Origin of the sequence: Phenylobacterium sp., assembly GCF_036563385.1 — a bacterium.
GTDB lineage: Bacteria > Pseudomonadota > Alphaproteobacteria > Caulobacterales > Caulobacteraceae > Phenylobacterium.
In genome coordinates this window covers 147620-165152 of the sequence record NZ_DATCML010000008.1, presented here as the reverse complement: position 1 = coordinate 165152, position 17533 = coordinate 147620, and the positions used below count along the sequence as shown (strand labels likewise).

Below are 17533 nucleotides of genomic sequence, written 5' to 3'. Positions count from 1 at the left end.
CCGGCCATCGGATGGTGGTCAGGCCTTGGGGCCGATCCGGACGCAGCGGACCGCCTGTCGATGCGCCAGCTCCGCCAGGTTCAAGGCGGGCCCGAAGGCGCGCTCGGACATGGCCTGGCCGGGATCGAGCGAGCGGCTCAGGGTCAGGCAGCACACCGGGGCCAGGGCCATGAGCTCCTGGTTGGCGCGGAACGGGGCGGCGCGGCCGTGCCGGTCGAAGTCCGCCCGCGCCAGCACAAGGGTCACCCCCTTCTGCTGGGCCCACCGGACGGCCAGCCGTTCGGCCCCCTTCGCGCCGGTGGTCGCCAGCGCCATCTCCGGCCACTCGCCTCGGGCCCAGTTGAGGGCGTCGAAGATGCGGTTGGCGTCCACTTCCGTCACGGCGGCTGGAGAGCCGCGGAACGCCACCACCGGCCCCGGCGCCTCTGCAGAGCGCCGGCGTTCGGCCGCCCGGATGGCGGCGCGGGCGTCGAGCTGGGCGGCCGTGAGCGCGCTGGCCCGCCGCCCGCCCCGCCATGGCGTCCACGCTTCGCCGGTCCCGACCGAATAGGCCTCGGCCGCGGCGTCGCGCACGAGTTCGGCCGCCGCCTGGGCGACGTCGGCGGCCCGCGCCGCCCGTATCGCCTCCTGCAGCTCGGTGTCGGCCGGTTCGGAGCCATCGAAGCCCTGCTCCAGGAGGCGAATGCGGTCGCGTGCACGGTCCGCCTCACGCTCGATCCGGCCCGCGGCCGAATGGAAGGCGCCGATCAGGCTCTCCCCGAGGATCGTCTGGACGTCTTCCAGGGCGGTCTCTGCAAGGAGGTCGAGGAGCTCGGTCATCAAGGCGCAGCCCAGCTGCACAAGGGCCGCTTCGGTGGGATGTGGCCGCGGATCCTCGAGGGCGGCGCTCCGGACGTCGAAGGCGGTATCGCCGTCGGAGAAGGCGTGCAGGGACAGAGTCATGGTGGGGCTCCCGCGCAGGGTTCATGCGCTGCGCACCGCGCGCAGCGTCCCACCCGCCCCCACGTCGGGCCCCGGGATGTCACCGGCCGCCTCGAAAGGCGGCCGGGGAACGGCCGTCAGGCCGTTGACCTCCCGGGTGACGTGGCAAGATCCGCCAGGCTGACGCGCCGCTCCTTGCCCTCACAGCATGCAGGCGTGCGGGCCGCCTCTGGCGGCCTCGCGCCGGATCGGGTGGTGGTTGTCCCGGTCCTCTGGCGCGGCGGCCAGACGCCAAGCGCGCACGTCTGCCGGTACGGATTGCTCGGCGAGATCTGGGCAGTGGTCGCCCGGGATATGTCCGAAGGGGACTGCGCATCCGGGCGGCAGCCTGGGCAGGGCGTGCATACGCCGAACGGCGAAGGCGCCGGCGATGCTCAGGGCCCACCGAGGTTCGAACACCGGTCGCCCCCGCGGCCAGAGTTCACCAACCGAGGTGGCGATGGACCTGCGCTCCAGTCCACGAGCCTATCACGGCGTCCTTTGTCGATCCGACGAGGGGCCGACGTAGGCCCGGGCCGCGTGCGGTCCGCAGTAGGCGCCCCGCACCACGGGGTCGCCGCAGAGCCGGAACTCGTCGGCCCGCGGGTCGCCGTACGGCCAGCGACAGTGATCGCGCCGCACGCTCAGCACGGTCTCGGCGCCGGTCGCGGGCTCGGCCGACGTCAGGGCGAGGACAGCAGCCCGGGTGGCGGCCGAACGCGGAGCCGCCGACGGCGCCGCGCACTTGGCGGGGCGCGCCCGCACCCGGGACCCAGGGGCGGCCTCCCGCGCCGCCGTCGAGGCCGGCGCCCGCGGCGCCTTGCGCTGCAGGCCCAGGCGGTGAACCTTGCCCAGCACGGCGCAGCGGCTCACGCCGAGCGCACGGGCGATCTCTGCGCCGCTGCAGCCGGCGAGCCAGAGGCGTTCCAGGCGCGCTACGCGCTCGTCGGTCCAGGACAGGGAAGACATGGTGGAGCTCCTCGCCACGGGTCCGCGCGACCCGCCCCGTCCCGTCCCTTCCTTCCGCTCCACGACTGCGGCGCCGCCCCGGAGCGACCGGGAACGGCGCCGCCAGCCCGACGGGCGCACAGGTGCGAGGCGGCCGCCGAAGCGCGCCGCGGAGCCTCAGAGACGTGCCCACGCCGGGCCGCGCCGGCTCCTCGGCGCAGGTCAGCCCGGCGTTCCGGAAGGGTCGGCGCCCGTCAGGCCGGTCCTTAGCGCGCGGCCTGCGACAGGGCCGCAGCCGCGGCGTCTTCCCCTTCTGGCCCGGCCGCGGGCTCGCCGAGCCTCTTCCACGAGAGGAAGGCCGGCGCCCAACAACGCTCGGCGGCGGCCCTGGCCACCGCCTCCACGAGTTCCGGCTTGCGCAGGGCCGCGAGGCCAGCCGCCGGCGCGCCCATGTCGTCCAGCATCGCCAGGAGCAGGCCCTTGGGGTGGGCTGAGAGGAAGCCCACGTCAGGCGTCCATCGCCGACCCACGTCCAGGCCACACAAAGCCGCGATCTCGGCGGCCTCCGCCCGGGCCTGGCGCCGCAGGGCGCTCGTGCGTTCCTCCCGCAGGTCGAGGCTGAGGCCGACCAGCTCGGCGAGCAGGGCGAGGCGGCTGTCGGCGTCGAGCCGCGCCACCCAGGCGATGGGGCTCAGGCCCGACATCTCCCACGCGGCGCGCCGGTCCGCGAGCCTTCGGCGGACGTCGCCGTCCAGGGCCTCGATCGGCGCAGTCCCCAACCGGCTGTACGGGACGGCGTCGATGGCCAGGGCGCCGCCGCCGCGGCTGCAGCCGCTGCGGAGCACCACGACGCAGAAGAGCCGCGCCGCAAGCGCCACCAGGGCGGCCTCCGGGTCGTCGGCAAGTCCACGCACCAGGGCGCGGGTCGCCACGTCGGTGCGCACCGCATGGAGCGCGTGCCCCACGCCGGCGAGCTGCGCGTCGGGGGCCGCGGCGATCGGCGCGCCGGTCGGGGCCGCGGCCGCGAAGCGGGGGTCACAGGCGTCGCCCGCCGCCGCAGCGCTGTCGGCCTCGCCCGGAGGCTCGCCGCCCTCGTCATCCTGCCCCTCGGCCGCCGGTCCCCAGGCGGTCAACGCGAGCCCCGTCCGCTCGTCCGGCGTCAACTGCACGAGGGTCGCCCTGCGGCCGGGTTCGGCCGCCTGGTCGGCGGCCAGCCTGGCGGCGAGGAAGGCCGACACGGCGGCCCGCCCTTCCGCCGCGGCGAGGTCAACGCCCTCGAGGCCGTCCCGCGCCCTCTGCGCCGCCGCAGTGGAGGCGCGCCACGCCTCCAGTCCGGCCGCGTCGAGACCCATGCCCCAGGGGTGGCCCAGCGGCTGCAAGGCCGGGTCAGGCGCGACGGCCTCGCCGCAGACCTGCACGACCCGACCGTCGGCCGCCAGGGTCTCTGCGATCCCCACGGCCCGGTCCGCCCAGACCGCCTGCAGGATGGCGGGGTCCTGGAGCACGGCGGGCCGTTCGCCGAAGAGGTCCGTCTCGGTGCGGCCTCCGGCCTCCGCGTAGGCGGCGGCGCCCACCAGGGCGAAGCGCGGGTCACGCTCGCTCACCCGGCCGCGGTCGAGCTGCTCGGCGACCCGCCATTCCTGGAAGCCGAAGCCATCCAGGGCGGCCTGGGCGATCTCCGCCTGCTGCTTCCGGTCCGTCAGGCGGGCGAGCAGCCGCAGTTGGCGAGTGTTGAGGCGCCCATGCCGCAGGGCCTCGAGCGCGGCGTCCGGCAGCGCGGCCAGCGCCGCCAGCCGCCGGACCTCGACCTCGGCATAGCCCAGGGCGGCGGAGACCTGCCGCGGAGTCAGTTTCGCCCTCAGCATCCTGCCGATCGTCGTAATCACATCGGCCACATGCACGGGCAAGGCGGTGTTGGTGAGCAGGACGGCGGCCGCGTGGCGGGCGGGATCGGTCTCCACATAGGCGTCCACCGGGTAGTCGCCGGCGAGCCGTCCCTCGGAGCGGAGCCGCCGGAGCGCGAGCAGCCGGCGTCGGCCGTCGAGGACCATGGCCGCCATCTCCTTGCGCCCGCGGCCGGGACGCACGGTCAGGGGCTGGAGTACGCCCGCCGCGGCGATGGTTTCGGCGAGACCCGCCACGCCCTCGTCGGGCGGCTCGGCCGCCCGGAGGTTCTCGGGGGCGATCCCGAGCTCATCGAGGCGAAAGGTCCGCCTTACGCGCTCCGGCGGCGCGGCCGCCGGCGTGGGGGGGATCTGGTTCATGGGGCCTCTCCGGGCCGGCCGCGAGGGACCTCCCCCGCGCACCGACCACCCCTCTTCGTCCTTCCTCCGCCTCCATGACGGCCAGGTCGTTCCAGTCCCCGACCCCCGGGGGCGGCAGCCGCACTGCCGCCGACAGCCCCGCACCCGCAGCGCGGGCGGCCAGGGCCGCGGCCGCGCGCTCCCCCGCCTTTCCCGGGTCGGCGGCGATCAGGAGCCGCCGCACGCCGGAAGGGGGCGTCCAGCGCGCCAGCCGCGCGGCCGACAGCAGGGCCCAGGCCGGAGCGCCGAAGCGCTCGCCCGCCGACAAAGCGGTCCAGATTCCTTCCGCCACCAGGAGTTCCGGCGCGGCCGGATCGAGCCGCACCGCCGCCGCAGGCGGCAGCCTGCCCACGGTCTTGCGCGGGAGCCGCAGGCCCTCGGCCCGCCGGCCGGCGGCGGTAAGGTAGGTCACTTCCACGGCGCAGAGGCCGCCGTCCGCGCCGCGGACCGCGGCGAGCAGGGCCGGCCAGGGCCCCCCCGTCCCCCGATACACGGAGAGCGGCGCCCCCGGGTGGAACCGCAGGGCCTCCACAGCTGCGAGGTCGCGTCGCACGGCGCGGCGCAGGGCGTATAGCGCAGCGGGCGAGCCGGCCCGCACCGGACGACCCCCGGCCCACAGGGCCGCAGCGGCGTCCTGCCTCTTCCGGTCGCTCGGCGGCGGGTCGTCCCGGGCCTGTGACGCGCCCGGCGCGCCGACCAGACGCCCCGACGCATCCACAAGGCCCAGCCCACGCAGGTGGTCGAGGACCTCGCGCCATCCGCACGCGCCGAACCCATGGACGATCACCCTGTCGCCACTCAGCCAGAGCGACACGGAACGGTCGGCAGGGCTGTGCCCGGGCGCCGGGACATTCGCGCGGCGACCGCCATCATAGAGGTCGCCGCCTAAGGCGCGCACCACACCGAGCAGGGTCGTTGGCGAGCGGGGCATGGACGGACTCCGAATAGGCGTGATCACCCCTACCGCCCTTTCTCCGCCTCCCACGGGGCGTTGCGGGGCGCGGCCCCGCTCGAAGGGGTCGGCCGAGACGAGCGGCTCGGCCGCAGGGGAAGACCTTCCCCTCCTGGGCCGCCTCCTGGGCGCACGGGCGCCCACCCGCCACATCAGCGACGCGCCTTGCAGCGCGGCGCGGATGCCGATCCGAGCCATTCGGACGCCAAGGCTTGGGCGCGGGCGGTTCGGCCGAGCCGCAGCGGCCCGCCGGCGCCGGACTCCACAAGACGCGACAGGTCTCGGGAAGCTCTCCCGTCTCCGCCCGCGCGCGGGCAGCCCCGCTCGGGCGCGGGGCGGCGTCCGGGCCCAGGAGCCGCCTCACCGGCTCAGGAGATGGAGATAGGACCGCAGGTCCCCGGCGTAGTCCGCGGCCGCCGCGGACAGTCGCGATGCGACCGCCTCCGCCTCGATGCGGCGGTCCCAGGCTGCGTAGGCGGTCTTCGCCGGCGAGCCGGCCGCCTCGCAGAAGTCGTCGAATTCTCGGCCCAGCGACAGGGCCGCCGAGCTGTCGAGCAGCAGCCGGGTCACCACGGCGATCACCACGGGCGGGACGCCGCAGGCCCCGACCAGCACGGCGTCGAGGTCCGCCAGGCGACGCTGCAGGAGGACCAGGTCCTCCCGCGACGCCGGCCTGAAGCTCCCGACCGGGCAGATCTCCAGCTGGCTGACCACCGCAGACAGGGCGCTGCGCAGGAGCGCCTGCCTTTCCACCGTCGATCGCCGTGTACGACCGTAGGCGAACAGGAAGGCGTTCAGCCCAAGGCTGAGCACCGCAATAGCCGGGCTCGCCAGGCGCAGGAGTTGCTCCGTCAGATCGGTCGCCGTCACGCTCCGATGGTACGGCCCGCCTGCGACAGAAACGGTCGCAAATCGAGCGTTTCGCTGAGCTGCGGGGTAGACCACGCCGCGCTCACGGTCAGCCCGCACGTGCGCCCGGAACGCGGCGGGCCGGGCGCCCGCCGCATGAACCCGGCGCAGATGCCCGGCCACACGGGCCCGCATCTCGCCCGCCGGCCTCGCCAGCCTCGCCGGCTTCTGCTCCTATGCGCAGCGGAGGTGGCCCGATGAGCTCCACCATACCCGTCGCGCAGTACCTGCGCATGTCCACGGAACACCAGAACTACTCCCTGGAAATGCAGGCCCGGGCGATCGGCGGCTACGCCGCCGATCACGGTTACAGGATCGTGCGGACGTACCGGGACGCCGGCGTCAGCGGGGTGCGGCTGGACGGCCGCGAGGCCCTCCAGGCCCTGCTTGCGGACGTGCTGAGCGGCCGGGCCGACTTCAAGGTGGTCCTGGTCTATGACGTCAGCCGTTGGGGCCGCTTCCAGGACCCCGACCAGGGCGCCCACTACGAGTTCGTCTGCCGCGACGCGGGTGTCAGGATCGAGTACTGCGCCGAGCCTTTCCAGAACGACGACGCCCTCGCCTCCACGCTCGTGAAGCACCTGAAACGGGCCATGGCCGCCGAGTACAGCCGCGAGCTGTCGGCCAAGGTCTCCGCCGCCATGCGGGGCCTCGCCGCGAAGGGTTTCCGCCCCGCCGGAGACGCGCCTTGCCCTGCGCCGGGTGGCGGTCTCCCCGGATGGCGCGCGGCGCACCGTGCTTCAGGCGGGCGAGCGCAAGGCCATCCAGGGCGACCGCATCATCCTCGTCCCGGGTCCGGCGGATGAACTCGACCTTGTCCGGGACATCTTCCGCCAGTTCGTGGCCGGCGGCATGTCCCGGCGCGAGATCGCCCGGCAGCTGAACGCCAGGGGGGCGCCCGCCGCCCGCGGCGCGCGCTGGACAGAGGCGCGCGTGCGCGGCCTGCTCACAAACCGCGCCTATGTGGGCGTGCTGGTGTTCGGGCGGTTCGCGCACCGGTTCCGCAGGGCCCGGCCGCAGCCCCAGACCACCTGGGTCCGTGCAACCGCCGGGTACGCGGCGATCGTCTCCCCGGCGACCTTCGCGCTCGCCCAGCAGTGCATGCGACGGCGCAAGGCCCATACCAACGAGGAAGGCCTGCTCGCCGAGCTGCGCGCCGTCCTCGCCGATCATGGCCGCTTGAGCGCAGCCCTGATCGACGCCCATCCGGCCGCGCATGCCAGGTCCGTCTACATCCGGCGCTTCGGCGGGCTTACCCGCGCGTACGAGCGCATCGGCTATGCCGCCTCCGCACAACAGCGCGCCGCGGCCGCCGGCGCGCGGCGCGTGCGTCCGTGCGATGCGCGCCCGGCGCACGCTCCAACACCCACCGACGAGGCGCTGATCCAGGGCCTGCGGCGCCTGCTGGCCAGGGAGGGGCGCATCAGTGTTGCGCTGATCAACGCGGACCCGGAGCTCCTCTCCGCCGACGTCTATCGCAAGCGGTTCGGCGGCATGGCGGCCGTCTACGCCCAGGCCGGCTATGCGCCCGACCGGCAGCAGAGGCTGGCGACCGGTCTCCCGGAGCCTGGCTGAGCTGTCGCGGCCACGAACGGTGCGCACCCTGGCCAAGGCGGAGCTCCGACCGATCTGGTAGGTCGTCCCCCGCGAGGGTTGGCCTACGCCTTGCCGGCGGGCCGCCCGCAGCGCTTCCATGCTCAGCCGTGCATGACGCCTCGCCCACGCCCGACACCCTGGCCTCCTGGCCCGCCCTGATGGCCCGCCACACGGCGGCGGCCTATCTGCAGCTCTCGCCGCGCGCGGCCCGGCGGCTGCTGCTCAGGGAACGGGTGGCGCCGGTGGTTCTCGGTCCACGAACCCTCAGGTGGCGGCGGACGGACCTGGACGCGGTGGCGGAACGCCTCGGCGCGGGGCCCTACGCCGGCCAGGCCGCCGCCGCCGAGGACGCGCTCGCCTGCGTCGCCCGCCGCGAGGGTCGCCGGCGCCCCGGCGCGTCTGGACGGCCATGAAGTACGTCAAGCAGGTCCGCGGCGCGGACGGATCCACCTACCTGTACCTGAGCCGCCGCGGCTATCCCCGCCTGCGGCTGCCCGCCGGCCTCACGGAGCCTGCCCTGAAGGCGCACGTGGATGCGCTTGTGGCCGGCGCCTCCCCTCTCCTGCCGCCAACCCCGGCGACCCTCGGCGCCGCCGTGCGCGCCTACGAGCTGGAGAGCGCCGAGTTCAACGGGCTCGCGCCCTCCACGAAGTACGAGTACCGCCTGCTGCTGAAGGAGTTCGAGGAGGACCTGGGCCGGGTGGCGATCGCCGCCTTCACGCCGGCCTACGTGGACCGCCTGAAGACGCTCTGGGCGCGGCGCGGTCACCGGGCGGCCAACCTGCGCCTGCAGGTGCTCAGGAACGTCCTGAAGCCCTGCCTCGTGGCCGGAACGCTGCGGCAGGACCCCTTCCCGCTGGTGGGACAGGTCCGGCGGCCCAGGACGCTGCGCGAGCCGCACCTGATCTGGTCCGACGAGGTCCTGGCGACCGTCATCGAGGCCGCGCTTGGGGCGGGGCGTCCGGGCCTTGCCCGGGCGGTGGCGATCGCCCGCTACACCGGCGCGCGGCGGGGGGACCTGGTCCGCTTGCCGCGTTCGGCCCGCCAGGACGGCCGCTTCCGTTTCCACTCCGGCAAACGCGGCGTGCGCGTCGACATCCCGGAGGATCCGGCGCTCTCCCGCTGGCTGGACGCCACGCCCGACGAGGCGCCGTCCGGCGCCCGGCGGGGGCGGAAGATCGCCACGGGCGCGCCCCCCGCGCCGACGGCGACGCTCGTCTACAACCTGGCCGGCCGTCCCTACACCGAAGACGGGATCGGCCAGGAGCTCGCCAAGCTCGTGGGCGCCCTGCACGCGCGCGGGCGCCTGGACAGCGACCGGTACGACCTTCACGGCCTTCGCCACACCCGCGGCGTCGAGCTCGCGCTGGCCGGCTGCAGCGACGCGGAAGGGGCGGCGATGATGGGTCACCAGAGCGCCCACAGCTTCGCCCAGTACCGCCGCCAGGCCGATCGCGTGCGCCTTTCCGACACGGCCGCTGACCGGCTCGCGACCGCGCGTGAACGGAGGCGGAGCGGAAAAGTGGAAAACGAAGTGGAAAAAAGTGGAAAAACGCGAGCCGCCAACGAAAAAGGACCGAGAAATTTCCCGGTCCTTTCAAGGGGCTTGCGATGGTACCGCCCTCCCGGATCGAACGGGAGACCTCCAGAGCCACAATCTGGCGCTCTAACCAACTGAGCTAGGGCGGCGCATCGCGAGGGCCGGTTCTAGTCGCGCCGTCGCTCCGGATCAAGCGGCTGCGCAGGAAAGAAAAAGGCCCCGGAAGCAGGCGCTTCCGGGGCCTTCGTCGTCAGGTCTGCGAGCGATCAGCCCTTCGGCAGCTGGAAGCGGATCGGGATCCGCACCGTGCCGCCGTCGACGGGCTGTCCGTCCTTGGTCTGCGGCCGCATCTTGAACAGACGCGCCAGACGCATCGCTGCGTCGCCGAAGCCCATGTCCGCCGGGTCTTCCGACGAGACCGAGCAGTTGTCGAGCGTGCCGCGGGCGTTGACCGTGCAGCTGAGCGTAGCCCGGCCGTCGACTTCCATCCGCTGGGCGCGCTCCGGATAGTACCGCGCCATGTCCTCGGGCGAGGGGCGGCGCAGCCAATCCGGCTGGGTGATCACCGACGGACGCGGCGGCTCAGGCGGCGGCGGAGCCGGCGGCCTGGGCTCCTCGATCCGGCGCTCCACCGGCGGAACCGGCAGCGGCGGGATCGACGGAACGTCCGGCACCGCAACAGGCGGACGCGGCTGCAGCTTGGGCGGCGGCGGCGGCGGCGTGTTGGGCGGCGGCGGCGGCGGAGGCGGCGGCGGCGGCGGCGGAACGGGCTTGATGATCGCCACGTCCGTCACCTCGTCCGAGTACTCCTTGTACTTCGGCTCGAACCGCGTCTTCCAAAGGTAGATACCGACCGCGGCGTGGACGACGATCGAGATGATGATCGCGATCGTGACGCCCTTGCTGCGCTTCGGCTTCGGGTCGTCGAACGGGTTGTGCCGGACGTGGACGGCTTCCTGAGTATCAGCCATGCGTCACCGTCCTCACTGCTCTTCGCCGACGAGGGCCACGCTGTAGAACCCATTGTCCTGCAGCATGTTCATAACGCCCATGAAGTCGCCGTAGAGCACGTTCTTGTCGGCCCGAATGAAGATCCGCTCCTTGGTCGGATTGCGGCTCTCGCCCAGGTTCGTCCGCAGGTCGTCACCGAGGGTGGCGAGGTCGGACGGGAAGTCCTGGATGAAGATCCGCCCGTTCTCCTGGAGGGAGATGTAGACGGGCTTAGGCGGGTTCGTCGAAGGCGGCGCGACCGCGGGGGGCAGGGCCACCTTCACAGTGACGGCCGCCATAGGGGCCGCCACCATGAAGATGATCAGGAGCACGAGCATCACATCCACGAAGGGCGTGACGTTGATCTCGGCGTTCTGCTCCTCTTGGTATTTGCCTTCGCCCCCGGAGCCCGAGAGTTTGGCTGCCATGTGGCTTACGCCCCCTTGTCGAGCTGCCGGGAGATGGCGTTCATCAGCTCAGCCACAAAGCCTTCCGTCCGCGCGCCGTAGGCGGAGATGCGGGTCTGGAAGTAGTTGTAGAAGATAACCGACGGGATAGCGGCGAAGAGGCCCAGGCCGGTGGCCAGGAGGGCTTCGGCGATACCCGGCGCCACGACGGCCAGGTTGGTGGTGTTCGTGTTCGCGATCCCGATGAACGAGTTCATGATCCCGTAGACGGTGCCGAACAGACCGATGAACGGACCGTTGGAGCCGACCGAGGCCAGGAACTGCATGCCGCTGGAGAGACGGCGGGCCAGGGAGGCCTGCACGGCGCCGACGGCGGCCTGGGCGCGCATCACGGTGGTGTCGCGGTGCTCGCCGGCGATCTGCAGGCCAGCCTGACGCGACAGTTCGATTTCCTGGGCGGCCGCGGCGGCCATATCGGCCAGCGGGTTGCCGTCGAACTCTTCCGAGAGGGCGATGCGGTTCATGTCGTTGATCGACTTCGCGCCGCGGAATTGCTCAAGGAAGTTGTCGGTCACGCGGTTCAGGTTGCGGAACTCGAGCATCTTCGTGAGCAGCAGGGTCCACGAGAAGATCGAGGCCAGCACGAGGCCGATCATGATCACCTTCACGACCGGGTCGGCGTCCATGAACATGGTGCCGATGCCGAGCTTGCCGGCATGCTTCATGGTCGGCGGATCGCCGCCTTCGGCGCCCGCCGCAGGAGCGGCGGCGGCGGGGTCGCCAGCCGGAGCGGCGGTGGGGGCGGCGCCACCAGCGGCCGGAGCGGCGGCGGCGTCAGCGGCCGGAGCGGCCGGGGCGGCGGCGTCCTGGGCGAACGCCGGCGCGCTCGCCGCCAGCGCGATCGCGCCGACGAGAGCGATGAAAGGGGTCTTCAGTTTGTTGTCGAGCATCTGTCGCCAGTTCCTGGTTGGTCTAGCACGATTGGCCGGAGGGTCGTCGCGCGAGAGCGTCTCCACCCTAGTTGAAACAAGCCCGCCGTCCCGACCCGTGTTACCGGACCGAAACGACAGAGCCGCTGTCGCTTACGCCCGACCCGCAACGCATACTCCCAACTGCTCGTGGAAGCTTGGCGTTTCGAAGGCGCGAGGCGACCCCGAACTCCCGAAGGAACCCGAAGTCTTACCGCTATCTTAGACGTGCGGCTGCGACCCTTTGGCAACCCCTTATTAAGCCGTCAAGGGGCGATAGGCTTAGACAGACTTGTGAAATCTCTTCGCCCGCCTATGACGCTGCAGCGCACAATCGGCGCCCGCTGAAGCTACGCAGCCTTTTCCACTCTGCCGGGAAATTTGCTGTTGCACCGCAGCAATGTTCTGCGGAACCGCGTTGTCGAAGATCAGGTCTGGAATAACTGACTCTGCGAACCTGAAAAAAGGCGCGGCGAGCGCGTTGCTTGGCCGCCGCGCAGTCATTCCCGACTTTATCTGCTGTGGCGGACCGGTTGCGGGCGCTGCGCGCCGCCGTTCGGAGGGCGGGGGGAGATGGTGCCTGGGGGCGGATTCGAACCACCGACACGCGGATTTTCAATCCGCTGCTCTACCAACTGAGCTACCCAGGCGCTGCAAGCCGCCGACGCGGGAGCCGCGTCTATAGGGGAGGCTTTTTCGGAAGTCCAGCGAGCCTTTCAATCCGGCTGCGGGACTTCATCAGAGGGCTCTTCGCTCTCCACGGCAGGCACTGCGTAGCGCCCGCTCAGCCATCGCTGCAGGTCGACATCGGCGCATCGCCGGGAGCAGAAGGGCCGGTATTCCGGTGTGGCTGGCTTGCCGCAGATCGCACATGCGGGCGTGCTCATGTGGCCGTGACCTCGATCCGTGCACGCGGAAATGCCGGATCGGCGGCGACGATGAATCGTGCGCCGATGCGCCCGGCAAGTTCGCGCGCCAGCGGCCCCGCCGCCGCCTCCACCGCCGGTGCGCAGCGCGCCGTGATTCTCGCCCCGCCCTGGGCGGCCGCTTCGCGCTCGATCTGCCGGATCAACCGGTGGGCCAGGGTGCGATCGCTGAGCTGGCCGTCCTCGCCGCAGAGCACCTCGGATAGCGGCTGGATCCGTCGCGGGAGCGAGAGCTCCATGGTCCCGAAGCGGCCGACTGGACCGATGGCGACGCCAGGATTGTCCGGGCCGAAAGCGGCCCGGGCGGCGGCCATGAGCGCGGCGCCGTCGTGGCCACGCCCGACGAGGTCGATCACCACGATCCCGCCGAGCCCCTTCAGACGAAGGAGCCGGGCCGCCAAGGCGAGCGCGGCGAGATTCGCGGCGCGGGTCACGCGTTTGGCGTCGGCGCCTTTCCGCTCTCCCAGATCGACGTCGATGGCGGTCAGCGCGCGGGTGGGCTCCACGGCGAGCACGCCGCCGCCGGGGATCGGGTGAAGAACCTCGAGCGCCTCCGCCTCAGCCTCATCGGCCACGTCCCGGGCCGCAGCGCCTTCCACCAGCGCAGCGTCGCGGGCATAGCCGCGCAGCTCGTCGGCGAGGTCGCGCGCCGCCCCCAGCAGCCGCGGCGCGCCCTCGGCGGGCCCGATCAAGCGGGCGATGGCGAGCTTGCCGCGGCGTGGCTCGCTGCGGATCTCGATCTCGACGGGCTGGCCGCGCACCGGTCGCGCGTCAGGCTTGAACGGCAGGATGGCCTCAGCACCGCCGCCCAGGTCGAGGAAGGCGGTGGCAAGGGCCGGCTCGACGCTGGCGACCCGCGCGACGCAGCGTGCGCCGACGACAAGCTTCGGATCGTCACCGCGGCGACGAATGATCAATCGCTCGGGGCGGCCGTCGAGGGTGACCACGCCCCGGCTCTCGCCCACGCCGCGGTCGAGGAAGAGCCGCCGTTCGCTCATGGCAGGACGTACCCCAGGCCGCCGAGCAGGCTGGCCGATTCGTAGAGCGGCAGGCCAACCACCGCGGAATAGGAGCCCTGCAAGCTGAGCACGTAGGCCGCCGCGCGGCCTTGGATGGCGTAGCCCCCTGCCTTGCCGAGCCCCTCGCCGTTCGCCAGGTAGCGTTCGATCTCCTGGTGCGACAGTCGCTTGAACCGAACCTTGGTTTCCACCAGCCGCTGACCCGTGCGCCCGCCGGGCCGCGTGACAGCCACGCCCGTGAGGACACGGTGGGCGCGGCCTGACAGCAGCTCGAGGCAGGCGCGGACCTCGGCCTCGGTCTCGGCCTTCGGCAGGACGCGGCGGCCAACAGCCACGACCGTATCAGCGCCGATCACGAAGCTGCCGGGCTCAGCGGCCGCGGCATGGGCGCATTTCGCCATCGCCAGTCGCAGCGCGAGCTGGCGTGGCGTCTCGTCTTTGAGGGGAGATTCGTCGAGCTCTGCGGGGAAGACGGCGTCCGGGACGAGGCCGATCTGGCGCAGGAGGTCGAGCCGCCTGGGACTGGCCGATGCAAGGACCAGGCGTTGCGGCTGGGCGGTCAAGGCCGGCTAGCGGACGCGGAAGGTGATGCGGCCCTTGGTCAGGTCGTAGGGCGTCATCTCCACGAGCACCTTGTCGCCCGCCGACACACGGATGCGGTTCTTGCGCATCTTGCCGGCCGTGTGGGCGATGATCTCGTGGTCGTTTTCGAGTTTCACGCGGAATGTCGCATTGGGCAGGACTTCACTGACCGTGCCCGGAAATTCCAGAAGCTCTTCCTTCGCCATGCCGGCTCCCGCGAGGAGGATAAAACGACGGCTCGCGCCTTAAACGAGGCCGCGAGCCGTGAACAGCGGCGAAATATAGCGCAGAGGCGCGGGCCCGGTCGATGGGCGCCGCTCAGCGGCCGAAGCGCTCGGCGATACGGCGCGCCAGCGCGTCGCGAACTTCGCGGTAGGCGCTGAGCCTTGCCTCGCGCGAACCTTCCGCCACGGTCGGATCGAAAGTCGGCCAGTACTCGATCTCCACCGCCCGGCCTCGGGTCATCTCGACAGCCCGGTGCTGCGCCTCCGGGGTCAGCGAGATGACCAGGTCGAAGGAGTCGTCCTCCAGCTGGTCGAAGGTCTTGGCGCGGTGCCTAGCCAGGTCGCACCCGATCTCGCCCATCACCGCTTCGACAAAGGGGTCGACGTCGGATTCTCCGGGGCCGGCCTCGCGCTTCAGTCCGCAGCTGTCCACAAAGACCCGGTCTCCCAGCAACTGCTTCAGGATCGCCTCGGCCATGGGCGAGCGGACCCGATTCAGGTTGCAGGCGAACAGCACCGCGCCCGGCAAGGGGGAACGCTCGTCCTGGGTCGTCACTTCAGCCCCGCCAGTGCAGCGCGCAGATCAGGGTGAAGAGTCTCCGCGCCGTGTCGAGGTCGGTTTCGACCTTGCCCTTCAGCCGCGCCTGCAGGAGCTCCGAGGCTTCGTTGTGCAGCCCCCGCCGGCCCATATCGAGCGCCTCGATCTGCGCCGGAGTCGAGTTCCGGATCGCCTGGTAGTAGCTCTCGCAGATCATGAAGTAGTCTTTGATGAGGGTGCGGAACGGCGAGAGCGACAGGATGTGCCGGCGTTCGTAGCCGGGACCCCGCACATCGAAGACCAGGCGATTCTCAACCAGGCCCATCCGCAGATCGTAGGGCCCGCTCTCCGCGCCTTCCGGGACGAAGTAATTCTCTTCGAGGAGGTCGAAGATCGCGATCTGGCGCTCCTGCTCCTGGTCGCGCGAGACCGCCGCGAGCGACTCCTCGTCGAGCTCGACGCTTTGCAGGCGGTGCTTGGTGCGTTCGTCGGCGGCCATGGGTCCGGTTTGCGGAGCTTTATGGCATTCCGGGGGGGCACGTCATCCCGCCGCGACGCGAACGCCGCGGCGGATACGAAAAAACGCCCGGCGCGGGGTGCGCCGGGCGTTTTCCACGATGGCCTCGCGGCTAGTAGCGCGCGTAGCGGTAGCCTTCCGGCTGGACATAGGCCTGATGGACATAGCCCACGCCGACACCGCCCTGCCCCACCAGAATCCAGTCGGAGCCGCGCACCTGGGCCAGAGCCTGGAAGCGCTCGCCGGCCCGCAGGCTCCCCACGCGGCCCGAGCCCGTCGTCGGCGCGGACCGCAGGTTCACCGTCCGGTTCGCCACGAAGGTGTCGCCGATGCGGCTGTAGCTCGCCGGCGCGATCGAGGAGGACAGGCGATAGCCGCCGCGGGTGTAGGTCGAGCCGTAGGCGTGCTCCCGGGCCGTGTTCTTCTGCATCTGGCACCCGATGGCCGAGCCAGCGGCGGCGCCAGCGGCGGCGCCCAGCACCGTCTCGCCGGTGGGGTGGCGGCCACCCACCTTGTTGCCGATCAGGCCGCCGACGACCGCGCCGATGGCCGCGCCGGCTTCCTGCTTGCCGCCGTTTGCCGAGCAGTTGGTCACGCCGTTGATGCCCGCAGCCTGGGCGCTGCCCACGCCCACGGCCAGCGCCCCCGCCAGAACAGCCGCGGCCGCGCCGCCGCCGATCAGCTTGTTGGTCTTCGAAGTGCGCATCTCGGTCTCCGTCGTTTCACATTGTCACCCTGAGCCCGTCGCCCGGTGGGTGTGTGTCCCGAACGTAGAGCGCCGAGCCTGAACGTCCTTTGGGCCGGCGTGACAGGAACTGTTCAGCTTTGTGGACGGTCCTGCAGCGAGCGGAAGGCGCGCGCCGACCGGGCCACTGCCGTCGGCGCATCGTCGTCGGAGGGCGCCTGCTCCATGGGCAGCATCTGGACGCTGGTGAAGGGGCTCGAGATCCCCGCCTCGTCGAAGGCGCGCTTGATCCGGCGATTGTACTCGCGGCCGACCTTCCACTGGTCCTTCGGCCGGGTCGTGAGCCGCCCCTTCAGAGTGACGGCGCTTTCGCTGAGCTGGTCGACGCCCAGCGGCTCGTAGGGACGGGTGATCTGATCGCGGAAGGCGGGGTCGGCCGCGAGCTCGTCGCCAACCCGCTGCATGATGGCCAGCGCCTGGTCTACGTCTGCGTCATAGCTGACCGGCAGAGCGACCACATAAGACGAGAAGATCTTCGTGCGGTTATGGATCACCTGCGCCTCGCTGTACGGGAAGATGTGCAGCGTGCCGTTCATGTTGCGCAGGCGGATGGTGCGGAGCGTCATGGCCTCGACCGTGCCGCTGGCGTCGCCGATCCGCACGTTGTCGCCCACCGACACCGCGTCCTCGGCGATCAGGAAAACGCCGGTAAGGAAGTCCTTCACCAGGGTCTGCGCCCCGAAGCCGACGGCTAGGCCGACCACCCCGGCGCTGGCCAGGAGCGGTCCGACTTGTAGACCGAGCTCCGACAGGAAGGTGAGCAGCCCGACCACCAGCAGCACGGCCTGGATGGAGCCCGTGAGCAGCGGTCCAAGTGATCGGATCTGATTGGCGCGGCGCTCGTCGCGGCTGCGCCTGGCGAAGCCTTCCACGAAGCGCCGTGTGACGAACCCGGCGACCTCCACCAAGGCAGTGACCAGGACCAGGATCAGCGCGAGCCGCAACAGCCGCGCCCCGGCGCCGCGCGAGATCCACGCCCAGGGATCGATGCCCCACACGCTTAGGATCAGCAGCGCGGCTGCGCCGAGGATGAACACACGCAGCAGGCTCCAGGTCACGCCGGCTGCGCGAGACGCCCGCTGCTCTTCGGGCGCCACCTCGACGTTGCAGCTATCGGAGAACCGCTGGACCCAGCGGTTGAAAAGCCGCCCGAGCAGCCAGATCGCGGCCAACGCGCCGATGATCACTGCAGCGGAGACGAGGAAGTTGAGCCCCGTCTCGCGTGGATCGAGCTGCACCAAGTGAGCCCAGGCGTTTCGGCCGAAGGCGGTGATCTGCTCGGCGAAGGAGGGCTGGACCGCGTCGGCGGCCGGCGCCGCCGTTTCGGCGGCGGCGGGAGATGAAAGCATGCGGAGCCTGTCGAACTACGTCCCCGGCGGCGAACGCCTTCACCGTAGGCGAGGTTCCGC

The 17533-nt window shown here is 71.8% G+C and carries 19 protein-coding genes and 2 tRNA genes; 3 read left to right on the top strand and 18 right to left on the bottom strand.

Going from position 1 to position 17533, the window contains the following annotated elements:
• Positions 1-18: 18 nt before the first annotated feature.
• The 5 genes from VIL67_RS07525 to VIL67_RS07505 all read right to left on the bottom strand — a co-directional run bounded on the left by VIL67_RS07525 (position 19) and on the right by VIL67_RS07505 (position 6033).
• Positions 19-942 carry a DUF2493 domain-containing protein gene (locus tag VIL67_RS07525; protein ID WP_332048255.1) on the bottom strand — a complete coding sequence of 308 codons (924 nt, stop codon included), beginning with the start codon at positions 940-942 and terminating at the stop codon, positions 19-21.
• Positions 943-1449: 507 nt separating this feature from the next.
• Entirely contained in the window at positions 1450-1929 is a 480-nt protein-coding gene (locus VIL67_RS07520) for a GcrA family cell cycle regulator (RefSeq protein ID WP_332048254.1), read from the bottom strand.
• A gap of 245 nt (positions 1930-2174) precedes the next feature.
• On the bottom strand, positions 2175-4172 hold the full coding sequence (locus VIL67_RS07515) for a ParB N-terminal domain-containing protein (protein WP_332048253.1): 1998 nt from the start codon (positions 4170-4172) through the stop codon (positions 2175-2177).
• Positions 4102-5142, bottom strand: coding sequence for a toprim domain-containing protein (locus tag VIL67_RS07510; protein WP_332048252.1), 1041 nt, complete (start codon positions 5140-5142; stop codon positions 4102-4104). The genes VIL67_RS07515 and VIL67_RS07510 overlap by 71 nt, the downstream gene beginning before the upstream one ends.
• A 381-nt stretch (positions 5143-5523) precedes the next feature.
• Entirely contained in the window at positions 5524-6033 is a 510-nt protein-coding gene (locus VIL67_RS07505; RefSeq protein WP_332048251.1) for a hypothetical protein, read from the bottom strand.
• A 236-nt stretch (positions 6034-6269) separates the two neighbouring features.
• On the opposite strand from VIL67_RS07505, the gene VIL67_RS07500 reads away from it, so the two are divergent.
• The 3 genes from VIL67_RS07500 (at position 6270) to VIL67_RS07490 (ending at position 8081) form a co-directional block, all read left to right on the top strand.
• Entirely contained in the window at positions 6270-6878 is a 609-nt protein-coding gene (locus tag VIL67_RS07500) for a recombinase family protein (protein ID WP_332048250.1), read from the top strand.
• Positions 6808-7647 carry a recombinase family protein gene (locus VIL67_RS07495; RefSeq protein WP_332048249.1) on the top strand — a complete coding sequence of 280 codons (840 nt, stop codon included), beginning with the start codon at positions 6808-6810 and terminating at the stop codon, positions 7645-7647. Before VIL67_RS07500 ends, VIL67_RS07495 begins: the two co-directional genes overlap by 71 nt.
• Positions 7648-7775: 128 nt before the next feature.
• Positions 7776-8081, top strand: coding sequence for a hypothetical protein (locus tag VIL67_RS07490; protein WP_332048248.1), 306 nt, complete (start codon positions 7776-7778; stop codon positions 8079-8081).
• 1199 nt (positions 8082-9280) lie between these two features.
• Here VIL67_RS07490 and VIL67_RS07485 read toward each other — a convergent pair.
• The 13 genes from VIL67_RS07485 to VIL67_RS07425 form a co-directional block, all read right to left on the bottom strand.
• Positions 9281-9357: transfer RNA gene (locus VIL67_RS07485), tRNA-His, on the bottom strand.
• Between the two features lie 117 nt (positions 9358-9474).
• Positions 9475-10179, bottom strand: coding sequence for an energy transducer TonB (locus VIL67_RS07480; RefSeq protein ID WP_332048247.1), 705 nt, complete (start codon positions 10177-10179; stop codon positions 9475-9477).
• 12 nt (positions 10180-10191) lie between these two features.
• The gene (locus VIL67_RS07475; RefSeq protein ID WP_332048246.1) at positions 10192-10626 is read right to left on the bottom strand and encodes an ExbD/TolR family protein; all 435 of its coding nucleotides are present in this window, start codon (positions 10624-10626) and stop codon (positions 10192-10194) included.
• Positions 10627-10631: 5 nt separating this feature from the next.
• On the bottom strand, positions 10632-11555 hold the full coding sequence (locus tag VIL67_RS07470; protein ID WP_332048245.1) for a MotA/TolQ/ExbB proton channel family protein: 924 nt from the start codon (positions 11553-11555) through the stop codon (positions 10632-10634).
• 592 nt (positions 11556-12147) lie between these two features.
• A tRNA-Phe gene (locus VIL67_RS07465) sits at positions 12148-12223 on the bottom strand.
• Positions 12224-12289: 66 nt separating this feature from the next.
• Positions 12290-12460: a DNA gyrase inhibitor YacG gene (locus VIL67_RS07460; RefSeq protein ID WP_332048244.1), complete on the bottom strand. Its 171-nt coding sequence runs from the start codon at positions 12458-12460 to the stop codon at positions 12290-12292.
• On the bottom strand, positions 12457-13497 hold the full coding sequence (locus VIL67_RS07455; RefSeq protein WP_332048243.1) for a ribonuclease E/G: 1041 nt from the start codon (positions 13495-13497) through the stop codon (positions 12457-12459). Before VIL67_RS07455 ends, VIL67_RS07460 begins: the two co-directional genes overlap by 4 nt.
• Positions 13494-14081, bottom strand: a complete 588-nt coding sequence (locus VIL67_RS07450) for a Maf family protein (RefSeq protein WP_332048242.1) — start codon at positions 14079-14081, stop codon at positions 13494-13496. Before VIL67_RS07450 ends, VIL67_RS07455 begins: the two co-directional genes overlap by 4 nt.
• 6 nt (positions 14082-14087) lie before the next feature.
• Entirely contained in the window at positions 14088-14306 is a 219-nt protein-coding gene (gene infA / locus VIL67_RS07445; RefSeq protein WP_111458197.1) for a translation initiation factor IF-1, read from the bottom strand.
• 112 nt (positions 14307-14418) lie between these two features.
• Positions 14419-14880: an arsenate-mycothiol transferase ArsC gene (locus VIL67_RS07440; protein ID WP_332048241.1), complete on the bottom strand. Its 462-nt coding sequence runs from the start codon at positions 14878-14880 to the stop codon at positions 14419-14421.
• Position 14881: 1 nt separating this feature from the next.
• Positions 14882-15361: a UPF0262 family protein gene (locus VIL67_RS07435; RefSeq protein ID WP_332048240.1), complete on the bottom strand. Its 480-nt coding sequence runs from the start codon at positions 15359-15361 to the stop codon at positions 14882-14884.
• A gap of 130 nt (positions 15362-15491) precedes the next feature.
• Positions 15492-16085 (bottom strand): SH3 domain-containing protein, encoded by a 594-nt coding sequence (locus tag VIL67_RS07430; protein ID WP_332048239.1) that lies wholly within the window; start codon positions 16083-16085, stop codon positions 15492-15494.
• Positions 16086-16198: 113 nt separating this feature from the next.
• Positions 16199-17473: a mechanosensitive ion channel family protein gene (locus VIL67_RS07425; protein ID WP_332048238.1), complete on the bottom strand. Its 1275-nt coding sequence runs from the start codon at positions 17471-17473 to the stop codon at positions 16199-16201.
• Between the last annotated feature and the right edge of the window lie 60 nt (positions 17474-17533).